The sequence below is a fragment of the Aeromonas sp. 603404 genome (assembly GCF_049171775.1).
Taxonomy (GTDB): domain Bacteria; phylum Pseudomonadota; class Gammaproteobacteria; order Enterobacterales; family Aeromonadaceae; genus Aeromonas; species Aeromonas veronii_A.
In genome coordinates, this window is sequence record NZ_JAAKPE010000003.1 from 38,277 (window position 1) to 58,427 (window position 20,151).

The window sequence follows — 20,151 nt, forward strand, 5'->3', positions numbered from 1 at the left end:
TACACATGATCCAGATCAAGTTTTTCTGAGTCGGCCCCGCTCTATAATCGACTCAGAAAGCGATTTAGTAAGGCATGTAAAAACCGTGTTGCAACCATACCGTCTTGACAGGGCGACTATAATTGCCGGGCATTGCCAACGTCTTACTAAACAGTTTTCAAATAATCAGGAGATAAACATGGCAGTAACCAATTTGGCTGAACTGGATGCACTGGTCGCCCGCGTTAAGGAAGCACAGCGTGAATTCGCCAGCTTCTCTCAAGAGCAGGTAGACAAGATCTTCCGTGCCGCCGCCCTGGCCGCCAACAACGCCCGTATCCCCCTGGCCCAGATGGCCGTGGAAGAATCCGGTATGGGTATCATCGAAGACAAGGTTATCAAGAACCACTTCGCCTCCGAATACATCTACAACAAGTACAAAGACGAAAAGACCTGCGGCATTCTGAGCGAAGATGATCAGATGGGCACCATCACCATCGCCGAGCCGGTAGGTATCATCTGTGGTATCGTTCCGACCACCAACCCGACCTCTACTGCGATCTTCAAATCCATGATCGCGCTCAAGACCCGCAACGCCATCATCTTCTCCCCGCACCCCCGTGCCAAGAACTCCACCAATACCGCTGCCAAGCTGGTACTGGATGCAGCTGTTGCCGCCGGTGCACCGAAAGACATCATCGGCTGGATCGACCAACCGTCTGTTGAGCTATCCAACGCCCTGATGAAGCACGAAGACATCAACCTGATCCTGGCCACCGGTGGCCCGGGCATGGTAAAAGCAGCCTACTCCTCCGGTAAGCCTGCTATCGGTGTGGGTGCCGGTAACGTGCCCATCGTTATCGACGAAACCGCCGACGTGAAGCGTGCCGTTGCCTCCATCCTGATGTCCAAGACTTTCGATAACGGCGTGGTCTGTGCTTCCGAGCAGGCAGTCATCGTTGTTGATGCCATCTACGACCAGGTTAAAGAGCGCTTTGCATCCCACAAGGGCCACGTGCTCTCCAAAGAAGATGCTGACAAGGTGCGTAAAGTCATCCTGATCAACGGTGCCCTGAACGCCAACATCGTTGGCCAGCCAGCCACCAAGATTGCCGAGATGGCAGGCGTGACTGTACCGGCTGATACCAAGATCCTGATTGGTGAAGGCGTCAAGCTGTGTGCAGAAGATGAGTTTGCTCACGAGAAATTGTCCCCGCTGCTCGGTATGTTCCGTGCAAGCAGCTTCGAAAACGCCGTAGATATGGCCTGTGACATGGTCAACATCGGTGGTATCGGCCACACCTCAGGTCTGTACACCGACCAGGACCGCAACGCTGACCGCATCAAGTACTTCGGCGACAAGATGAAGACCGCGCGTATCCTGATCAACACTCCGTCTACCCAAGGCGGTATCGGTGACCTGTACAACTTCGCAATGGCACCGTCCCTGACCCTGGGTTGCGGCTCCTGGAGCGGTAACTCCATCTCCGAAAACGTGGGTCCGAAGCACCTGATCAACAAGAAGACAGTCGCAAAACGGGCAGAAAACATGCTGTGGCACAAACTTCCGAAATCCATCTACTTCCGTCGTGGTTCCCTGCCGATCGCTCTGAGCGACCTGGAAGGTAAAAAGCGTGCCATGGTCGTAACTGACCGCTTCCTGTTCAACAACGGCTACGCCGATGAACTGGTCAGCCTGCTGAAAGCACAGAATATGGAAGTGGAAGTGTTCTACGAAGTAGAAGCTGACCCGACCCTGGCTGTGGTTCGCAAGGGTGCCGAGATGGCCAACTCCTTCAAACCGGACGTTATCCTGGCGCTGGGCGGTGGTTCACCGATGGATGCGGCCAAGATCATGTGGGTAATGTACGAGCACCCGAACACTGCGTTCGAAGATCTGGCCATGCGCTTCATGGACATCCGCAAGCGTATCTACAAGTTCCCGAAAATGGGCGTGAAGGCCGAACTGGTCTGTATCACCACCACTTCCGGTACCGGCTCTGAAGTCACTCCGTTTGCGGTAGTAACCGATGAAGTGTCTGGTCAGAAGTATCCGCTGGCTGACTACGAGCTGACCCCGAACATGGCCATCGTTGATGCCAACCTGGTCATGGGCATGCCGAAGTCCCTGTGTGCCTTCGGTGGTATCGATGCCGTGACTCACGCCATGGAAGCCTATGTTTCCGTACTGGCTAACGAGTACTCCGACGGTCAGGCGCTGCAAGCCCTGAAAATGCTGAAAGAGTACCTGCCATCCAGCTACCAGAACGGTGCCAACGACCCGATCGCTCGTGAGAAGGTGCACAATGCTGCCACCATCGCCGGTATCGCGTTCGCCAACGCCTTCCTGGGTGTGTGCCACTCCATGGCTCACAAACTGGGTGCCGAGTTCCACATTCCGCACGGTCTGGCTAACGCCCTGCTGATCAGCAACGTCATCCGCTACAACGCGAACGACAACCCGACCAAGCAGACTGCGTTCTCCCAGTACGACCGTCCGCAGGCTCGTCGTCGTTACGCCGAAGTCGCTGACCACCTGGGTCTGACTGCTGCCGGTGACCGCACCGCCGCCAAGATCGAGAAGCTGCTGACCTGGCTGGACGAGCTGAAGGCGACCCTGGGTATCCCGGCCTCTATCCGCGAAGCTGGCGTGACTGAAGCTGACTTCCTGGCCAAGGTTGACCAGCTGGCTATCGAAGCTTTCGATGACCAGTGCACCGGCGCCAACCCGCGCTACCCGCTGATCAGCGAGCTGAAGCAGGTTCTGCTGGACTCCTACTACGGTCGTCCGTTCACCGAAGCCGTTCCGGTAACTGCTGCCCCGGTTGAAGCCAAGGTTGAAGGCAAGAAGAAATCCAAGGCCTGATAATCAGTCCTGAAATAACAAGCCCGCGCAGTGCGCGGGCTTTTTTTTTATCTGCCACTTATTCACTGCTCTCCTCTCTCCAACCGATTGCGCTAGTGCAGCACCTATCTTCCGGACCAACCAACCAACCAACCAACCAACCAACCAACCAACCAACCAACCAACCAACCAACCAACCAACCAACCAACCAACTCGTCCCAGCCAATCCGCTATCGATATCCCAACCTGTGACTCTGTATTGATGGGCCACCTGTGATAACAAGAGCACGTCCCATCACCTCCTCCCCCTACCCGCAACGCAATTACCCTGACGGGCAGATGCGAGCAGTGAACCCCATCTACAGAGCTAAAGGAGTGATAAACAGAATAAGCGGAGCCTCGCTAGCGCAACGCAGCAGAACTGCCGACTGGCGTACGTGCGGGCCAACCGACTGGCAGAGACAGAGCAATGATAATTCGCAGAGAAAGCGGGAAAGATTGTCAGTGAAGAGAGTTGTTGCGCCGATTGCTCAACCGACACATCAGCAGTTGCCACGATGCAAAGATAAAAAAATGGCAGCCATCAGGCTGCCATCGGGAGAGCACGATTCAGCGATCAGAGGGTCGCAGCGACTTCATCGGAGATGGAGCCGTTGTGATACACCTCTTGCACGTCGTCCAGATCTTCCAGCATGTCGATCAGACGCATCAGCTTGGGTGCAGTCTCTGCATCCAGCTCCGCTTCGGTGGAGGGGATCATGGTCACTTCGGCGCTCTGGGCCTTGAAGCCGGCAGCTTCCAGACCGTCCAGCACGGTACCGAAGTCGTTCGGGGTGGTGTACACCTCGATAGTGCCATCCTCTTCGGTGACCACGTCATCGGCGCCCGCTTCGAGCGCGGCATCCATCAGGGCATCTTCGTCTACGCCCACGAAAGTCAGCAGACCTTTCTTGCTGAACAGATAGGCAACGGAGCCGTCGGTACCCAGGTTGCCACCGCACTTGCTGAAGGCGTGGCGCACTTCGGCTACGGTACGGTTACGGTTGTCGGTCAGGCACTCTACCATCACGGCAGAGCCAGCCGGGCCGTAACCTTCGTATACGATGGTCTCGAGCTGTTCGCCATCGCCACCACCGGCGCCACGCTGAATGGCACGGTTGATGGTGTCGCGGGTCATGTTGTTGGTCAGGGCGGCAGTCACCGCAGCACGCAGACGCGGGTTGTTGGCGGGATCGGCATCACCCAGACGCGCGGAGGTAGTGATTTCGCGGATCAGCTTGGTGAAGATCTTGCCACGCTTGGCGTCCTGAGCGGCCTTGCGGTGTTTGATGTTGGCCCATTTACTGTGACCTGCCATAGAGACTCTCCGTTATTTTTTAAATGTCAGTAACACTGATCATGACTAACCCAAGGGAAACACAGAGGCCGCACGGCGGCGGCCTCCGGTGCCGGTATCGGCTTACTCGTCGCCCTTGACGGTGGTTGCAATCGCCAGCTCACCCAGTTGGGCGGCATTGGCAAGGCTGGGGGCGTCTGTCATCAGACAGGCGGCCGCGGTCGTTTTCGGGAAGGCGATGACGTCCCGAATGTTTTCGGTGCCGGTCAGCAGCATGCTGAGACGGTCCAGACCGAAGGCCAGACCGGCGTGCGGCGGGGTACCGTACTTCAGGGCATCCAGCAGGAAGCCGAACTTCAGGCGCTGCTCGGCCGGGGTGATACCCAGGATGTCGAACACGGTGGACTGCATCTCGCTGTTGTGGATACGGACAGAGCCACCACCCACTTCGTAGCCGTTGATCACCATGTCGTAGGCGTTGGCGTAAGCACCCACCGGGTTGGCTTTCAGCTCGGCCGGGCTCATGTTGCTCGGCGCGGTGAACGGGTGGTGCATGGCGGCCAGACCACCTTCACCATCTTCCTCGAACATCGGGAAGTCGATGACCCACAGCGGTTTCCAGCTGTTCTCCAGCAGGCCCAGATCGCGACCCACTTTCAGACGCAGGGCGCCCATGGCATCGCAAACCACTTTCTTGCTGTCAGCGCCAAAGAAGATGATGTCGCCGTCGGCAGCGCCGGTACGAGCCAGGATCTCGCGCACGATGGCGTCAGAGAGGAACTTGGCAACCGGAGACTGCACGCCTTCGATACCATTGGCCGCTTCGTTGACCTTCATCCAGGCCAGGCCCTTGGCACCGTAGATGCCGACAAACTTGGTGTATTCGTCGATCTGCTTGCGAGAGAGCTCGGCACCACCCGGGACTTTCAGGGCAGCCACACGGCCTTTCGGATCGTTGGCGGGGCCCGCGAACACGGCGAACTCGACAGCAGTCAGCAGATCAGCCACATCGACCAGCTCCATTGGCAGACGCAGGTCCGGCTTGTCGGAGCCGTAGCGACGCATGGCTTCGTCGAAGGTCATGATCGGGAAGTCGCCCAGATCCACGTTCAGGATGTGCAGCCACAGTTTGCGGATCATCTCTTCCATCACTTCACGCACTTGCGGCGCGGTCATGAAGGAGGTCTCCACGTCGATCTGGGTGAATTCCGGCTGGCGGTCGGCACGCAGGTCTTCGTCACGGAAGCACTTGACGATCTGGTAGTAGCGATCGAAGCCGGACATCATCAGCAACTGCTTGAACAGCTGGGGTGATTGCGGCAGAGCGTAGAACTTGCCCTTGTGCACGCGGCTCGGCACCAGATAGTCACGGGCACCTTCCGGGGTGGCCTTGGTCAGCATCGGGGTCTCGATATCGAGGAAGCCGTGCTCGTCCATGAAGCGGCGTACGAAGGCGCTGGCCTTGGCACGGGTCTTCAGGTACTTGGCCATCTCGGGACGACGCAGATCCAGGTAACGATACTTGAGGCTGATCTCTTCGCTGTTGACCTGATTGAAGTCCAGCGGCAGCGGCTCGGCACGGTTGATGATGTTGAGCTCGTGGGCGAACACTTCGATGGCGCCAGTGGCCATATCGCTGTTGCGCTGGGACTCGGGACGGGTGCGCACCACGCCGGTCACCTGGATGCAGAACTCGCCGCGCAGCTCGGAGGCCAGGGCGAACGCATCCGGCTTGTCCGGATCGAAGAACACCTGAACGATCCCTTCCCGGTCGCGCATATCGATAAAGATCAGACCGCCGAGATCACGACGACGATGAACCCAACCGCACAATGTAATGGTCTGCCCAGCATGGGCCTCATTGACCTGTCCGCAATAGATAGAGCGCATGGACTTCTTCCTTCGAAATTGTAGAGAGACGGTTAACCTTGGGCCGCCGGGCACGACTGGCAAGCACCGTCTGTCTCACAGCTGGCCAGATTCTTTTTCTTACCCGGTTTGAAATCAGTCTCGTACCATCCGGTTCCCTTGAGCCGGAAGCCTGCCGCCGATATCAGCTTGACCAGATTCGGCTTGCTACAGGCCGGACAGTCGGTCAGGGGGGCATCGGAAAGCTTTTGCAGTTTTGCCAATTCATGGCCACAGACGTCGCAACGATATTCGTAGATAGGCATGGGTCACAAGAAATTGAAAAACAAAAGGGCTGGCATTATAGAGGAAAACCCCCTTTTGGGTAAAATGGCCAGCAGCCTCCTTTCGCCAGTTTTTTGCACTCGATGGCAAAAAGCGGGCAAAAAATCGGCACGAATGCACCAAGAGCGAAGAGAATAGCCATCATGAGCCTCTATTTGGGCCTGCCACAGTGGTCCCACCCCAGCTGGCCCGGCCAGTTGCTGGGCCTTGGCGCCAAGCCTGCCGAACACCTCGCCCACTACGCCACCGTGTTCAATTCGGTGGAGGGCAATACCACCTTCTACGCCCTGCCGACCCCCGATACGGTACAGCGCTGGGCCGATGCGGTGCCCGATCACTTTCGTTTCAACTTCAAGTTTCCGCAAACCATCAGCCACCAGAGCGATCTCGTGAGCGCAGACAAGCAAGTAGCCGACTTTATCAAGCTGCTTGCGCCGCTGCACGACAAGCTGGGGCTGCTCACCCTGCAGTTGCCCGCCCGTTTCGGGCCACAGGGGCTGGCCAGACTGGCGGCCTTCATTGATCGGCTGCCACGGGCGTTTCGCTACGCCCTCGAAGTGCGTCATCCTGATTTCTTCGCCAAGGGGGAGGCCGAGCGGGCATTGAACCGGCTGCTGATGGAACAGGGAGTGAACCGGGTGATGCTCGACAGCCGGCCACTCTTCTCGGTGCAAGCAACCACGCCAGCCCTTGTCGATGCCCAGGGCAAGAAACCACGCCTGCCGGTGCATCTGCTGGCCACCGCCAACGCCCCCATGGTGCGCTTTATCGGCCTGCCGGATCCGGCGGCCAATCACCCCTTCCTGCCCAGCTGGCTCCCCCACTGGCGCCAGTGGCTGGCCGAGGGCAAGGATCTTTACCTCTACATCCACACCGCCGACAACGCCCAAGCCCCCGAGCTGGCCCGTCAGGTAAGTCGTCTGCTGGGGCAGGAGATGGCCCCCTGGCCGGGGGAAAACGATCGCGCACGTCAGGGAGTGCTGCGCTTTTAGCCAACCCATTCTGCGGCCATCATTTCGCTGCAAAAAAAGTGCTTTTTTGTGGCGTGGCAAGCCCTGGCGTCAAGACAAACGGCCATCAATCCTCTACACTACCGCCCCAAGTAAGGGTCCGGAACATGGCCCGTACGAACAGGACAGGTCCAAAGGATTTCATGACCAGCCACCCCGTTCGTAAACAGGTGATAAATCTACTCTGATGGGTGTCACCCAACGACTCAATTGAACAATACAGCCGGGTGATGTCCCGACTGTCAGGTTGCGCCAGCATGCATACCAAAGATCAAATTTTTGCCGCCCCGATCGCCCGATTGGGTGACTTCTGTTTTGACGAACAGGTCGTCGACGTGTTTCCCGATATGATCCAGCGCTCGGTGCCGGGTTACAGCAACATCATCTCTGCCATCGGCATGATGGCCGCCCGCTACGCCCAACCCGAGAGCCGACTCTATGATCTCGGCTGCTCACTGGGCGCCGCGACCCAGGCAATGCGTCGCCATGTCAGCCAGCCCGGCTGCCGCATCACCGCGGTGGATCTCTCCCACCCGATGATTGAGCGCGCCCGCGCCCACCTCTCCGGTTTCAAATCCGAGGTGCCGGTGGAGCTGGTGGAAGCAGATATCTGCGACATCGAGATCGAGAACGCCTCCGTGGTGGTACTCAACTTCACCCTGCAATTTGTCGAACCAGAGAAACGGGCAGCCCTGATCCAGCGCATTCACGATGGGCTGCGCCCGGGCGGGATCCTGATCCTGAGCGAAAAGTTCCGCTTCGAAGATGAACCGGTCAACGAGCTGCTCATCGATCTGCATCTCGACTTCAAGCGGGCCAATGGCTACAGCGAGCTGGAGATCAGCCAGAAACGCACCGCCCTTGAGAACGTGATGCGCACCGACAGCCTGCCGGTGCATCAGGCACGCCTGCGAGATGCCGGTTTCGTCCATCAGGATCTCTGGTTCCAGTGCTTCAACTTCGGCTCCATGATTGCCATCAAATCCAGCGACGCCCAGCCATGATCGACTTTGCCAATTTCTATCAACTGATTGCCAAAAACCGGCTGAGCCACTGGCTGCATACCCTGCCCGCCCAGCTGCACGCCTGGCAACATGACAACCAGCATGGCGACCTGCCGCGCTGGAACCGCGCCCTCAACAAGCTGCCGGTGGTCTCCCCCGGCAACATCGAGCTGAAAAGCCGGGTCGAGATTGGCTCGGCCGAGAGCCTTGGCGAAGGTGAACGCAAGAAGGTCGAGAGCCTGCTGCGCCACTTCATGCCCTGGCGCAAAGGGCCGTTCACCGTACACGGCATCCATATCGATACCGAGTGGCGCTCTGACTGGAAGTGGGATCGGGTGCTGCCCCATATCAGCCCGCTCGAAGGCCGTTACGTGCTGGATGTGGGCTGCGGCAGCGGTTACCACCTCTGGCGCATGGTGGGTGAAGGGGCTCGGCTTGCAGTCGGCATAGACCCGAGTCCGCTGTTCCTCTGCCAGTTCGAGGCCATTCGCCACTTCGCGGGCAATGATCAGCGCGCCCACCTGCTTCCGCTCGGTATTCAGGAGCTGCCGGAGCTGCGTGCCTTTGACACCGTCTTCTCCATGGGGGTGCTCTATCACCGCAAATCCCCCATCGAGCACATCGAGCAGTTGCGCAATCAATTGAAAGATGATGGCGAGCTGGTGCTGGAGACGCTAGTGATTGATGGCGGGGTCAACGACGTGCTGATGCCCACCGACCGTTACGGCAAAATGCGCAACGTCTGGTTTATTCCCTCAAGCCGCGCACTCAAGCTTTGGGTCGAGCGCTGCGGCTTCACCGACGTGCGGATAGTAGACGAGAATATGACCAGCACCGACGAACAGCGTCGTACCGACTGGATGATTAATGAATCCCTGAGTGACTATCTGGATCCAGACAATCCGGCACTCACGGTAGAAGGACACCCGGCGCCGAAACGTGCCGTACTGATTGCCCGCAAGGCCAAAGACTAGCCGATGGCGATTCAGGAAGTTACACTGACCCAATTCCAGGAAGCACAGTTAAATGAATGACATGAAAAGCAAATTAAAAGGAATGACCCTGCTCTCCCTGCTTAGTCTCGGCGGGTGTGTCAATATGGAAAAAGCGCCTCAGGTCCCTGCTCTGACGCTGGCCGAGCTTCGTAGCGAGCTGAGCCAGAGCGAGCAACGCCTGCAAACATCCATGGAACAGCAACAGAAGCAGTATGTGCAGCAACAGCACCTGCTGGTTCAGCTCAACACAGATGTCACCAATATGAAAGAGTCCGTCAAGCAAGTAGACCACAAGCTCGCCACCCTCCCCTCCGAGCCGCCCAAGCCGATGGCCATCCCCACCGAGAAGTGCCCGGCCCCCAATCAGGGTCACACCATCGATGGCAAGCTGATGGTCGGTGAAGCCGAGTGGATCTGGGTTGATGCCGCCAACGACGCCTTCCAGGCGCGGGTCGATACCGGTGCGACCACCTCCTCCATCAGTGCGCAGGAGATCACCATTTTCGAGCGCAACGGCAAAAACTGGGTGCGCTTCTTCCTGAGTCATCAGGATGTGGATGACAAGATCCAGATCGAAGCGCCGCTGGTACGCCATGTGCGGGTGCGTCAGGCCTCTGCCGACGATCTCGACCGCCGTCCGGTGGTCCGTCTGGCGGTACGGATTGGCGACATGACCGAGAAAGCCGAATTTACCCTGAAGGACCGCAGCGACATGACCTTCCCGGTGCTGCTGGGTCGCGAATTTTTGAAAGACATCGCCGTGGTTGATGTGGCCCGCGAATATATCCAACCCAAACCCAAGCTCAAGGATGTGAAATAATCCATGGTTTCCCGTAAGCCGTTCTATTTGCTGGTAGCCCTGCTGTACATTGTCGGCCTGGGGATGACGATCTATCACCATATCGCGTTGGATGTGCCGCTGACGCCCGGTGAAAAGCGCCAGATCTGGTCCATCGAAGCCAAGCTGGAGTTTGAGGCGACCGGTGAGCCGGTGATCGCCTCCCTGGCCATTCCGGGCACCCAGCCCGGTTTCACCCTGATGAACGAGAACGCCGCCAGCCCCGGCTACGGCCTCTCCTTTGTCGAGAAAGATGGCGATGCCCGCGCCGAGTGGTCCATCCGCACCGCCTCCGGCCGTCAGGAGCTCTACTACCGCGTCGACATGATGGCAGATGCCCATGCCAAACCGGCCGCCAATCCGCAGCCGCCTGCCATCGAGAAGCAGATCGAGAGCGAGCCCTACGCCACCGCCATGAAGCAGATCCTGGAACGTGCCCAGGAGCGCTCCGCCGACGGCTACACCCTGACTCGCGAGATCATCAAGGAGATCGAGAAGCAGGAGCAGAACGCCGAGCTGCTGAAAAAGCACAAGAGCCGTGCCAACCTGATCGCCGAGCTGCTCAACAATGCTGACGTCCCCACCCGCGTGGTGCATGCTCTGAATCTGGAAGATGGCCGCCGTCGTCAGGAGCTGGTGGATTACCTGCAGGTATTCAACAGCCCGACCGACTACAAGCTGTTCAACCCGCAAACCGGTGAACAGGGCCGTCCGGCCAACCTGCTGCTGTGGGAGTACAACTCCGGCGCCCTGCTGGATGTGACCGGTGGTCACAACTCCCGTGTCAGCTTCTCGATGATCGAGCAGGAGCAGCCGGTCAGCGTGGCGCTGGCCCAGAAGTTTGAAAAATCAGAGATGATGAACTTCTCTATCCACAGCCTGCCGCTGGAAGAGCAGACCCTGTTCAAGGGCTTGCTGCTGATCCCGATCGGCGTGCTGATGGTGGTGTTCTTGCGCGTGATTGTCGGCATCAAGACCTCCGGTACCTTTATGCCGGTGCTGATCGCCGTCGCCTTTATCCAGACCCAGCTGATCACCGGTCTGGTGGGCTTCCTGCTGATCGTCGGCACAGGTCTGGTGATCCGCTCCTATCTGTCACGGCTCAACCTGCTGCTGGTCGCCCGAATATCGGCCATCATCATCATGGTGATCTCGATGATCGGTATCTTCTCTGCCTTTGCCTTCAAGCTGGGGCTGACCGACGGTATGAAGATCACCTTCTTCCCGATGATCATCCTCTCCTGGACCATCGAGCGGATGTCCATCCTGTGGGAAGAAGAGGGCCCGAAAGAGGTGTTCCGTCAGGGCGGTGGCTCCCTGCTGGTGGCCATCATCGCCTATCTGGCCATGGACAACGAACTGATCCGTCACCTCACCTTCAACTTCCTCGGCCTGCAGCTGGTACTGATGGCGACCGTGTTGTTGATGGGTAACTACACCGGCTACAAGCTGAGCGAGCTGAAGCGCTTCAAGCCGCTGGTGGACGAGATCAAGTCTGGCGCCACCCCGGGTAAGGACAAGTAACAGATGTGGTTCTGGGAAAAGTACACTACTCCGTGGAGCCTGTCGCAGGCAGGCATCCTCGGTATGAACAAGCGCAACCACTCCTACATCAGCCGCTACAATCCGCGCAGCCTCTATCCGCTGGTGGATGACAAGCTGCAGACCAAGCAAATTGCGCTGGATGCAGGCGTGACGGTGCCTGAGCTGATCGGCACCATCCGTGCCCAGCACGATGTAGGTCGCATCACCGAGCTGGTAAAAGATTGGCCGGGCTTCTGCATCAAGCCGGCCCGTGGCTCTGGCGGCAAGGGGATCCTGGTGATCCTCCGTCAGGAAGATGGTCTCTTCTACAAACCCAACGGCAGCGCCTGCAACGGCCAGGATCTGGAGCGCCATGTCTCCAACATTCTGGCGGGGCTCTATTCGCTTGGTGGCAAGCCAGACGTAGCGCTGGTCGAAGGCCTTATCAACTTCGATGACGTATTCGACGGCTACTCGTTCGAAGGGGTGCCCGATGCCCGGGTGATCATCTTCAAAGGCTTCCCGGTGATGGCGATGATGCGCCTCTCCACCTCGGCCTCCGATGGCAAGGCGAACCTGCACCAGGGCGCCGTTGGGGTGGGTCTGTGCCTGCGTACCGGCCGCGCGCTGCGGGCGGTGCAGTTTGGCAATCCGCTGCGCCACCATCCGGATACCGGCCTCGACCTCTATGAGCTCAAGGTACCCCACTGGGATACCCTGCTCACCCTGGCCGCCTCCTGTTACGAGATGTCTGGTCTGGGCTATATCGGTACCGATATGGTGCTGGACAAGTTCCGCGGCCCCATGCTGCTGGAGCTCAACGCCCGCCCGGGTCTGGCCATTCAAATCGCCAACGGTCGTGGCCTGGTGCCCAACCTCAAGACCATCGAGAAGCTGGGACAGGTCAAGATGAGCGTGGCGCAGCGGGTCAACTTTGCCAAAGAACACTTCGGTATCTTTGACGAGTAGTCCCGCCCCCCATGTCAAAAGCGCGCCAAAGGGCGCGCTTTTTTATGACTGCCGTTTATCGGCGCGCTGCCGGCAACGACAATCCTGCCGAGCAATGGGACAGAACCAGACAGCCAAACAACGGCCATAAAAAAACCGATGCCTGGGCATCGGTTTTTCACTATCCGGCACGCAGACCCGATTACAGGGAAGCGGCGTTCTCGGACAGATACTTGGCAACGCCATCCGGGGAGGCGGTCATGCCTTTCTTGCCTTTCTCCCACTGAGCCGGGCACACTTCGCCGTGCTCTTCGTGGAACTGCAGGGCATCCACCATGCGCAGCATCTCGTCGATGTTGCGACCCAGCGGCAGATCGTTGACTACCTGGTGACGAACAACACCGTTTTTGTCGATCAGGAAGGAGCCACGGAACGCCACACCGGCTTCCGGGTGCTCGACATCATAGGCTTTGCAGATCTCGTGCTTGATGTCGGCAACCAAGGGGTACTTGACTGGGCCGATGCCGCCGTCTTCGATCTTGGTGTTGCGCCAGGCGTTGTGAGAGAACTCGGAATCGATGGAAACACCGATCACTTCCACGCCACGCTTGTTGAACTCTTCCAGACGGTGATCGAAGGCAATCAGCTCGGACGGGCAGACGAAGGTGAAGTCGAGCGGATAGAAGAACAGGACGGCTGCCTTGCCTTTGATGTGCGATGAGAGGGTGAACGAATCAACGATCTCGCCATTACCCAGAACGGCTGCGGCGGTAAAATCGGGTGCGGGACGGCCTACCAATACCATATTCAATTCCTCTTTAAGTGAAGTGAACAATCCAGTCAGGATTGGGCTACCAAGAGCCTAGTCCGTCTAATTCAAGCGACAAACTATAGACCCGGTGGTAGATTAGTTAAATCAAATTAAATAGATAGCATTAATCGGATTTTCCTATGCAACGTTGGCCCAGCCTCAAACAGCTGCAATATCTGGTCGCTCTCGACGAGCACAAGAACTTCAACCGCGCCGCCAAGGCCTGTCATGTCAGCCAGTCGACCCTGAGTACCGGGATCCAGACGCTGGAAGAGATGATGAACCTGCAACTGGTGGAGCGGGACCACAAGAGCTTCATTATGACCCCGGTCGGCATGGAAATCGTCGAGCGCGCTCGCAATTTGCTCTCCGATGCGCGAGATCTGATGGAACTAGGTCAACACCAGGGTGGTGTGATGCAGGGGACCGTGCGTCTGGGCTGTATTCCCACCATCGCCCCCTTCCTGCTCAGCAAACTGCTGAAAGTATGCAGCAAAACCTATCCTGACCTCGAATTGTTACTGCGGGAAGACACCACCAGCAATCTGCTCAAGCAGCTGGAACAAGGTCAGCTCGACTTGCTGATCCTCGCTCTCCCCATCGAGATCGGTGGTTTTCACTGCAAGACCGTCGGCCAGGATCCGTTCCACATGGTGATGCCCGCCAGCATGGCGGCCGGTCTGCACACCCCGTTCGACTACAAGGAGCTGCCAAACCAGAGCATCTTCCTGCTGGAGCGGGAGCACTGCCTCACCGAGCACGCAGTGAGCGCTTGCCGTCTGCGGGACAAGAGCAAGATCAATCCCTTTGCCGCCACCAGCCTGCACACTCTGGTGCAGATGGTCGAGGCGGGACTTGGCACTACCTTCCTGCCTCAGATGGCCATCGACGCCGGCATTCTTGCCAATTCGGATCTGGTCGCCATTCCCCTGCCGGGGGAAAAATCCTATCGCGAGATCGGCATGGTTTGGCGTCCCAGTACCACCCGGGTGCAAACCTTCTATAAGCTGGCCGAATTGCTTACCCCACTGATCAATCCCGCCCACTGACCCCGAATGCCAGCCGCAGGCTGGCGTTTTTCGCTCACTTGCCGCATTTTCTCCTTTCGGGACTAGGTATCAAGCCAGATCCCTGTTTATGATGGAAAAGTTGTCACGCCACTGGCGGCCGTCACCATATTCTGTCCGGGGTGGCGGTTAACAGACGTATCTATTGGTAGACCCCGTTGTGGAGAGCTCTCCGATGTACCGCAAGCTGATGCTATCCCTGCTGACCCTGCTGCTGGCCGCCTGCTCCAGCACGCCAGAGCCACCGCCGCCCCGCCAGCAGAGCAGTGCCTTTGACGGTTTCTACCAGCAGTGGCGTGGCGTCCCCTACCGGATGGGCGGCACCAACCGCGCCGGACTCGACTGCTCCGCCTTCACCCAGCTCGCCTACAATCAGGTGCTGGGAGTCAACTTGCCAAGAACCACCGAATCCCAGGCCAGTATCGGCAAACCGGTGGATCGCTACCGGCTGCAACACGGGGATCTGGTCTTCTTCAAAACCGGCTGGCAGCAGTACCATGTGGGGGTCTATACCGGTGCCGGCGAGTTTATCCACGCCTCCACGAGCAAGGGTGTAATCCGTTCGAGACTCGACAATGTCTACTGGAACAGCCGCTATTGGCAAGCCCGTCGGGTAACCCAGTAAAGGTTCAAACACCTGCCCGTTATACTGCTGGACTCCGTCAATCCCGGTCGCCAGGTCGAGATAATCCCCTGCACTGAAAACTCAATTGGCCCCAAAACCTGCCTTTCATACCATTTTGTGATAAGGTGGTGGCCAATTTTTAGCACTTTCGCGCTTTTCTCATACGCTATCTGTCCTGATTGACAATAAGCGAAGCAGCGAAAGTGGCTGTGACAGCACTGCCGGACGGGTGGCTCACAGCAGCAGTATCAAGGGTTAAATAGATAAGGAGATCATCCAATGAAACAGTATCAAAACTGGCTGGGGCAATACCTGATGAGTCGCCGTGACGGCGACCACGCCATGGCATGCGAGATGGCGAGTTCCATCTGCGAGTTCTGGCAACAACAGGGAGATGAAACCGAACTGGACAAGTGGCAGCAGATTTACCAGAACCATCTGGAAAAGACCACCTGATCCCGACCGTCACCTTGCTGCCAGCCATCTGTTGGCAGCAAGGCTGCCCCCTATTGCTTCGCGCATAGCCAGTTCCCGCATAACGCCCTTTTGCATGCCCCCTCTACCATTTCTTGAGTCCATGACAGTGCTCATCCAGAACCAAGTGTCGAGCTCGTCGATGCAACCGGACACAACAGGGTTCCCCACCCTGTTTCCCCGGATTTCATCCAAACCAACCGCGTCCTCACGGCGGGTTTTCTGTTTTGAGAACAAGGGGATGGGGCTGTTCTGTCGCAGTCCATGGCGACAATTTCCCCAAGTTGGTCAGTTTGTGCTAAAATGGCGCTCATTTTTTGACATCTCGCGTCACGTTCGCCGCCAGATTGCCCATCGGGCTCTCTGCCCGGGTCGTGACTTTGCACCATCATGCCTGATGATGTTCCCCCCAGGATGAGCCGACAGGCTCCCGTCAAGGTGGGCACCCTCAAGGGCACATGAGATAAGGAGATCGGGTAATGAAACAATATCAAAGCTGGCTGGGAGATTATCTGATGAGTCGACGTGACGGAGATCATGCGATGGCTTCGGAACTTGCCAACACCATCTGCGCCTTCTGGAAGGCCCAGGGTGATGAAGCAGAAACCAGCAAATGGCAGCAACGCTATCAGCAACACGTAGAGCAGGCGCAATAAGCCCCTGCACTCTTTCGCGATAAAAAAACCGGCGCACATGGCGCCGGTTTTGCGTTTCTGGCAAGCAGCAGATTACATCTGGTCGATCATGTCCTGAGCAAACTGGGAGCAGGAGCGCAGGGTGGCTCCTTCCATCAGACGCTCGAAGTCATAGGTGACGGTCTTGTTGCGGATCGCCGCTTCCATCCCCTTGATGATGAGATCGGCCGCTTCAACCCAGCCCATGTGGCGCAGCATCATCTCGGCGGAGAGGATCAGCGAGCCCGGGTTGACCTTGTCCTGACCGGCATACTTAGGTGCAGTACCGTGGGTCGCTTCGAACAGGGCCACACCATCGCCGATGTTGGCACCCGGCGCGATACCGATACCGCCTACCTGAGCGGCCAGCGCGTCGGAGATGTAGTCGCCGTTGAGGTTCATACAGGCGATGACGTCATACTCGGCCGGACGCAGCAGGATCTGCTGCAAGAAGGCATCGGCGATGACATCCTTGATGACGATGGTCTTGCCGGTTTTCGGGTTCTTGAAGGAGCACCAGGGGCCGCCGTCAATCAGCTGGGCACCGTACTCGTTCTGGGCCAGGGCATAACCCCAATCCTTGAAGGCACCTTCGGTGAACTTCATGATGTTGCCCTTGTGCACCAGAGTCACGGAGTCACGATCGTTGTCGATGGCATACTCGATAGCGGCACGAACCAGACGCTCGGTACCGGCCTTGGACATCGGCTTGATGCCGATCCCGCAGGATTCGGGGAAGCGAATTTTCTTCACGCCCATCTCGTTTTGCAGGAAGGCGATCACCTTGTTCGCTTCGGCACTGTCGGCCTTCCATTCGATGCCGGCGTAGATGTCTTCGGCGTTTTCGCGGAAGATCACCATGTCGGTCAGATCAGGACGTTTCACCGGGCTCGGGGTGCCGTCGTAGTAACGTACCGGACGCAGGCAGATGTAGAGATCCAGCTCCTGACGCAGGGCTACGTTGAGAGAGCGAATACCGCCACCGACCGGAGTAGTCAGCGGGCCCTTGATGGCCACGCAATATTCACGAATGAAATCCAGGGTTTCGGCCGGCAGCCAGGCACCTTCGCCATAGACATGAGTCGATTTCTCGCCGGTGTAGATCTCCATCCAGGCGATCTTGCGCTCGCCCTTGTAGGCTTTCTCGACCGCAGCATTCACCACATTCAACATGGCAGGGGTTACGTCAACACCGATGCCATCCCCTTCAATAAACGGAATGATCGGATGGTTGGGAACCTGCAGCTTGCCGTTGGCATCGACTGTGATTTTCTGACCCTGGGTCGGGATTACTACTTTGCTTTCCATCGGCATCTCCTAACTTCCGTTTGTTATCAACTTGTTTGTTGCGCGCGGCCATCTTAGCCCATTCATTTTCATAATAAAACGACAAGAAAGCATGTCAGACCAAAGAGGTAGCCACCCGCCAGTGCGCCGTCACAACGCCTTGCCGACCCCGCCCCGTTATTCTTCCAGCTCGCTGGTCGCCGCCTGCGGCTGACTCAGGGAACGGTACTGGGAAGGGGTCAAGCCGGTCTTCTGTTTGAACACCCGGCAGAAGTAGTTCACGTCGGTAAACCCACAGCGATTGGCGACCTCTTCGAGACGGAAGCGATACTTTTTCAGCATAAACTTGGCCCGCTCCAGCCGCACCCAGCTGATGTAGTCCGCTAGCCGCATGTGCCCCTGCTGGCGGAACAGGCGTGAGAGATGGCTGGGGGAGAGATTGAAGCGGGCGGCGATGCATTCGCGACTGATGGGGCGGTGGAAATTTTCCTGAATGTAGATGCAGATGCCGTGAAAAAGATCGGAGCCACGAGGACGACCGCTCTCCGACTCCACCAGCAACTGCCGTGAGTAACTGAGCAACGCCTGCAGCAGGTGATTGTCCATCGGTGCCCTTATCGGCTCCTGCGCAAGGGTGTTGAGGGAGAGCAGTATATGATCGAGCGCCCGTCCGGCACCGGCCTGAATACTGTGCTTCTGCACATCGAAGAAGCCGGTGTCTCCCTTGTGCTTGCTCACCAGACTGAACCCTATCTGACGCTTGCCGAACAACAGGCTGAGCACGGAACAGTCATTGTCCCAATCCGGCTTGTTCCAGCCGTTGGGGGGAATGTACATCGCCTCCCGCGGCCCCATCTGTACCGACTGCACATCCCCTTCCGGGGACCAGATCTGGTTGAGATAGTGACCACTGAATACCAGCTCGAGACGCGGAAAATTGACCTGATAACTGAAGCAGGGAGGCACCCCTTTGTCAGAGGCAAACAACACCTTCTCAAAGCCTCCCCCCTCACTTAGAAAGCCGTCCAACAGCTGGGTAAAGATGATACTCATGAATGATCCTGATCAAGATGCAGAGAGCAACCGATTGCGGTGCGCTGCCCCTGCCATGCTATAGTCCGCGCCAGACTGAAATTCCCAAAAAATCGTTCTGATACAAGGAGCCATCCATGAGCTACCCGCCGTTTTTTCTAATGTGCAACCCGATCCAGGATTATGTCTGGGGCAGTCGTGACTCCCTGACCACGCTGTTTGGCATCAAAAATCCCGAAGGCAAACCACAAGCTGAACTGTGGATGGGCGCTCACCCCAATGGCTGCTCCGAAGTGACCCTGGCAGGCGAGACCATGAAGCTTTCCAGCCTGATTGACGCCAACCCCGTCGCCATGCTGGGCGAAGCTACCCAGGCTCGTTTCGGCTCACTCCCCTTCCTGTTCAAGGTGCTCTGCGCCGAGCAAGCCCTCTCCATTCAGGTACACCCGAGCAAGGCACAGGCCGAAGCCGGTTTTGCCAAAGAAGAAGCCGCAGGCATCGATATCAAGGCGAGCAACCGCAACTACAAGGATCCGAACCACAAGCCGGAGCTGGTCTTTGCCCTCACCCGCTATCAGGCGATGAACGGCTTTCGCGCCATCCCGGCCATCCTGGCCCTGTTCGATCGCATGGCGCTGCCCGCACTGGTCGACCTGACCGCGGCGCTTCGCCAGTCACAGGATGAAGCTGGCCTGCAGCACTTCTTCCACCAGTTGCTGATCCTCAGCGGTGATCGCAAGGACGAGGCGCTGGCTGGCCTGCTGGCCTATGCCGCCGCCCATCAGGATGAAGAGACTTTCGCCACCATCAGCAAGCTGGCCAACCAGTACCCGGGGGATGTGGGGCTCTTCTCGCCGTTGCTGCTCAACGTGGTAACACTTGAGCCGGGTCAGGCGATGTTCCTCGACGCCCAGACCCCCCACGCCTACATCCACGGCACTGGCCTCGAGATCATGGCCAACTCCGACAACGTGCTGCGTGCCGGTTTGACCCCCAAATACATGGATGTGCCGGAGCTGCTGGCATGCACCCGCTGTGTCGCCAAACCGGACGACCAGATCCTGCTCACCCCTCGCATGGAAGGCACAGTACAGCACTTCGACGTGCCGGTACCGGATTTCACCTTCAGCGTATATGGCGCAGGCGAACATGCCCTCACCACCGGCAATGCCGAGATCCTGTTCGCCATCGATGGGCCCATCACCCTCATTGGCCAGGATGGTGAGCGTCTGACACTGACCATAGGGCAATCTGCATTTGTACCCGCCAGCACCGGCGATTATCGCGTGACGGCTGAAGGGCGTTTTGCCCGCGCCAGCAACCGCTGATCCTGGTGGGCCATCGGCTCATCACCCTCTGTTCAAAGGGCCCAGCAGGGCCCTTTTTTTCAGCTCATCTGACCATGTAGAGCCCGGTACGACTCACAAAATCGGTCATTTAACTCAACATCGAAGAATAACACGCTGAATTATAATGATTAATATCATTTAGCCTCCCTGGTCACGCCA

The 20,151-nt window shown here is 57.9% G+C and carries 18 protein-coding genes; 12 read left to right on the forward strand and 6 right to left on the reverse strand.

What is annotated here, in order from left to right; all coding sequences use genetic code 11:
* Positions 1 to 178 precede the first annotated feature (178 nt).
* Complete coding sequence (gene adhE, locus G5306_RS05900; RefSeq protein ID WP_337072781.1) at positions 179 to 2,845, forward strand: bifunctional acetaldehyde-CoA/alcohol dehydrogenase; 2,667 nt, start codon at positions 179 to 181, stop codon at positions 2,843 to 2,845.
* 596 nt (positions 2,846 to 3,441) lie between these two features.
* Here the strand turns inward: adhE and G5306_RS05905 are convergent.
* The 3 genes from G5306_RS05905 to G5306_RS05915 all read right to left on the reverse strand — a co-directional run bounded on the left by G5306_RS05905 (position 3,442) and on the right by G5306_RS05915 (position 6,335).
* The gene (locus G5306_RS05905; RefSeq protein WP_005337681.1) at positions 3,442 to 4,182 is read right to left on the reverse strand and encodes a YebC/PmpR family DNA-binding transcriptional regulator; all 741 of its coding nucleotides are present in this window, start codon (positions 4,180 to 4,182) and stop codon (positions 3,442 to 3,444) included.
* 102 nt (positions 4,183 to 4,284) lie between these two features.
* A complete protein-coding gene (aspS, locus tag G5306_RS05910; RefSeq protein ID WP_005337684.1) occupies positions 4,285 to 6,051 on the reverse strand; it encodes an aspartate--tRNA ligase in 1,767 nt (588 codons plus the stop codon).
* A 32-nt stretch (positions 6,052 to 6,083) separates the two neighbouring features.
* Positions 6,084 to 6,335, reverse strand: coding sequence for an FmdB family zinc ribbon protein (locus tag G5306_RS05915; RefSeq protein ID WP_005337686.1), 252 nt, complete (start codon positions 6,333 to 6,335; stop codon positions 6,084 to 6,086).
* A 162-nt stretch (positions 6,336 to 6,497) separates the two neighbouring features.
* On the opposite strand from G5306_RS05915, the gene G5306_RS05920 reads away from it, so the two are divergent.
* The 6 genes from G5306_RS05920 to G5306_RS05945 all read left to right on the forward strand — a co-directional run bounded on the left by G5306_RS05920 (position 6,498) and on the right by G5306_RS05945 (position 12,694).
* Positions 6,498 to 7,346, forward strand: coding sequence for a DUF72 domain-containing protein (locus G5306_RS05920; RefSeq protein ID WP_421312553.1), 849 nt, complete (start codon positions 6,498 to 6,500; stop codon positions 7,344 to 7,346).
* A 275-nt stretch (positions 7,347 to 7,621) separates the two neighbouring features.
* A complete protein-coding gene (gene cmoA / locus G5306_RS05925) occupies positions 7,622 to 8,368 on the forward strand; it encodes a carboxy-S-adenosyl-L-methionine synthase CmoA (RefSeq protein ID WP_005353159.1) in 747 nt (248 codons plus the stop codon).
* On the forward strand, positions 8,365 to 9,342 hold the full coding sequence (cmoB, locus tag G5306_RS05930) for a tRNA 5-methoxyuridine(34)/uridine 5-oxyacetic acid(34) synthase CmoB (RefSeq protein ID WP_160881619.1): 978 nt from the start codon (positions 8,365 to 8,367) through the stop codon (positions 9,340 to 9,342). The genes cmoA and cmoB overlap by 4 nt, the downstream gene beginning before the upstream one ends.
* 52 nt (positions 9,343 to 9,394) lie before the next feature.
* Positions 9,395 to 10,183: an ATP-dependent zinc protease gene (locus G5306_RS05935; protein WP_040067873.1), complete on the forward strand. Its 789-nt coding sequence runs from the start codon at positions 9,395 to 9,397 to the stop codon at positions 10,181 to 10,183.
* A gap of 3 nt (positions 10,184 to 10,186) precedes the next feature.
* Positions 10,187 to 11,725, forward strand: coding sequence for an inactive transglutaminase family protein (locus G5306_RS05940; protein WP_216953263.1), 1,539 nt, complete (start codon positions 10,187 to 10,189; stop codon positions 11,723 to 11,725).
* 3 nt (positions 11,726 to 11,728) lie between these two features.
* Positions 11,729 to 12,694, forward strand: coding sequence for an alpha-L-glutamate ligase-like protein (locus tag G5306_RS05945; RefSeq protein ID WP_216953262.1), 966 nt, complete (start codon positions 11,729 to 11,731; stop codon positions 12,692 to 12,694).
* Between the two features lie 181 nt (positions 12,695 to 12,875).
* Here the strand turns inward: G5306_RS05945 and G5306_RS05950 are convergent, their stop codons facing one another.
* Positions 12,876 to 13,478, reverse strand: a complete 603-nt coding sequence (locus G5306_RS05950) for a peroxiredoxin C (RefSeq protein WP_216953261.1) — start codon at positions 13,476 to 13,478, stop codon at positions 12,876 to 12,878.
* A 146-nt stretch (positions 13,479 to 13,624) separates the two neighbouring features.
* Here G5306_RS05950 and G5306_RS05955 point away from each other — a divergent pair, with 146 nt between their 5' ends.
* The 4 genes from G5306_RS05955 to G5306_RS05970 all read left to right on the forward strand — a co-directional run bounded on the left by G5306_RS05955 (position 13,625) and on the right by G5306_RS05970 (position 16,306).
* Complete coding sequence (locus G5306_RS05955; RefSeq protein ID WP_216953260.1) at positions 13,625 to 14,533, forward strand: hydrogen peroxide-inducible genes activator; 909 nt, start codon at positions 13,625 to 13,627, stop codon at positions 14,531 to 14,533.
* Positions 14,534 to 14,726: 193 nt separating this feature from the next.
* Positions 14,727 to 15,176, forward strand: coding sequence for a C40 family peptidase (locus tag G5306_RS05960; protein ID WP_216953259.1), 450 nt, complete (start codon positions 14,727 to 14,729; stop codon positions 15,174 to 15,176).
* Between the two features lie 279 nt (positions 15,177 to 15,455).
* Complete coding sequence (locus tag G5306_RS05965) at positions 15,456 to 15,632, forward strand: hypothetical protein (RefSeq protein WP_005347176.1); 177 nt, start codon at positions 15,456 to 15,458, stop codon at positions 15,630 to 15,632.
* 497 nt (positions 15,633 to 16,129) lie between these two features.
* Positions 16,130 to 16,306 carry a hypothetical protein gene (locus G5306_RS05970; protein ID WP_005337712.1) on the forward strand — a complete coding sequence of 59 codons (177 nt, stop codon included), beginning with the start codon at positions 16,130 to 16,132 and terminating at the stop codon, positions 16,304 to 16,306.
* A 72-nt stretch (positions 16,307 to 16,378) separates the two neighbouring features.
* On the opposite strand, the gene icd is transcribed toward G5306_RS05970, so the two are convergent.
* Together icd and G5306_RS05980 are read right to left on the reverse strand one after the other, a co-directional pair.
* Entirely contained in the window at positions 16,379 to 17,632 is a 1,254-nt protein-coding gene (gene icd / locus G5306_RS05975; RefSeq protein WP_005347179.1) for an NADP-dependent isocitrate dehydrogenase, read from the reverse strand.
* Between the two features lie 156 nt (positions 17,633 to 17,788).
* Positions 17,789 to 18,664 carry a helix-turn-helix transcriptional regulator gene (locus G5306_RS05980; RefSeq protein WP_421171842.1) on the reverse strand — a complete coding sequence of 292 codons (876 nt, stop codon included), beginning with the start codon at positions 18,662 to 18,664 and terminating at the stop codon, positions 17,789 to 17,791.
* Between the two features lie 116 nt (positions 18,665 to 18,780).
* On the opposite strand from G5306_RS05980, the gene manA reads away from it, so the two are divergent.
* On the forward strand, positions 18,781 to 19,971 hold the full coding sequence (manA, locus tag G5306_RS05985) for a mannose-6-phosphate isomerase, class I (RefSeq protein ID WP_421312554.1): 1,191 nt from the start codon (positions 18,781 to 18,783) through the stop codon (positions 19,969 to 19,971).
* Positions 19,972 to 20,151 lie beyond the last annotated feature (180 nt).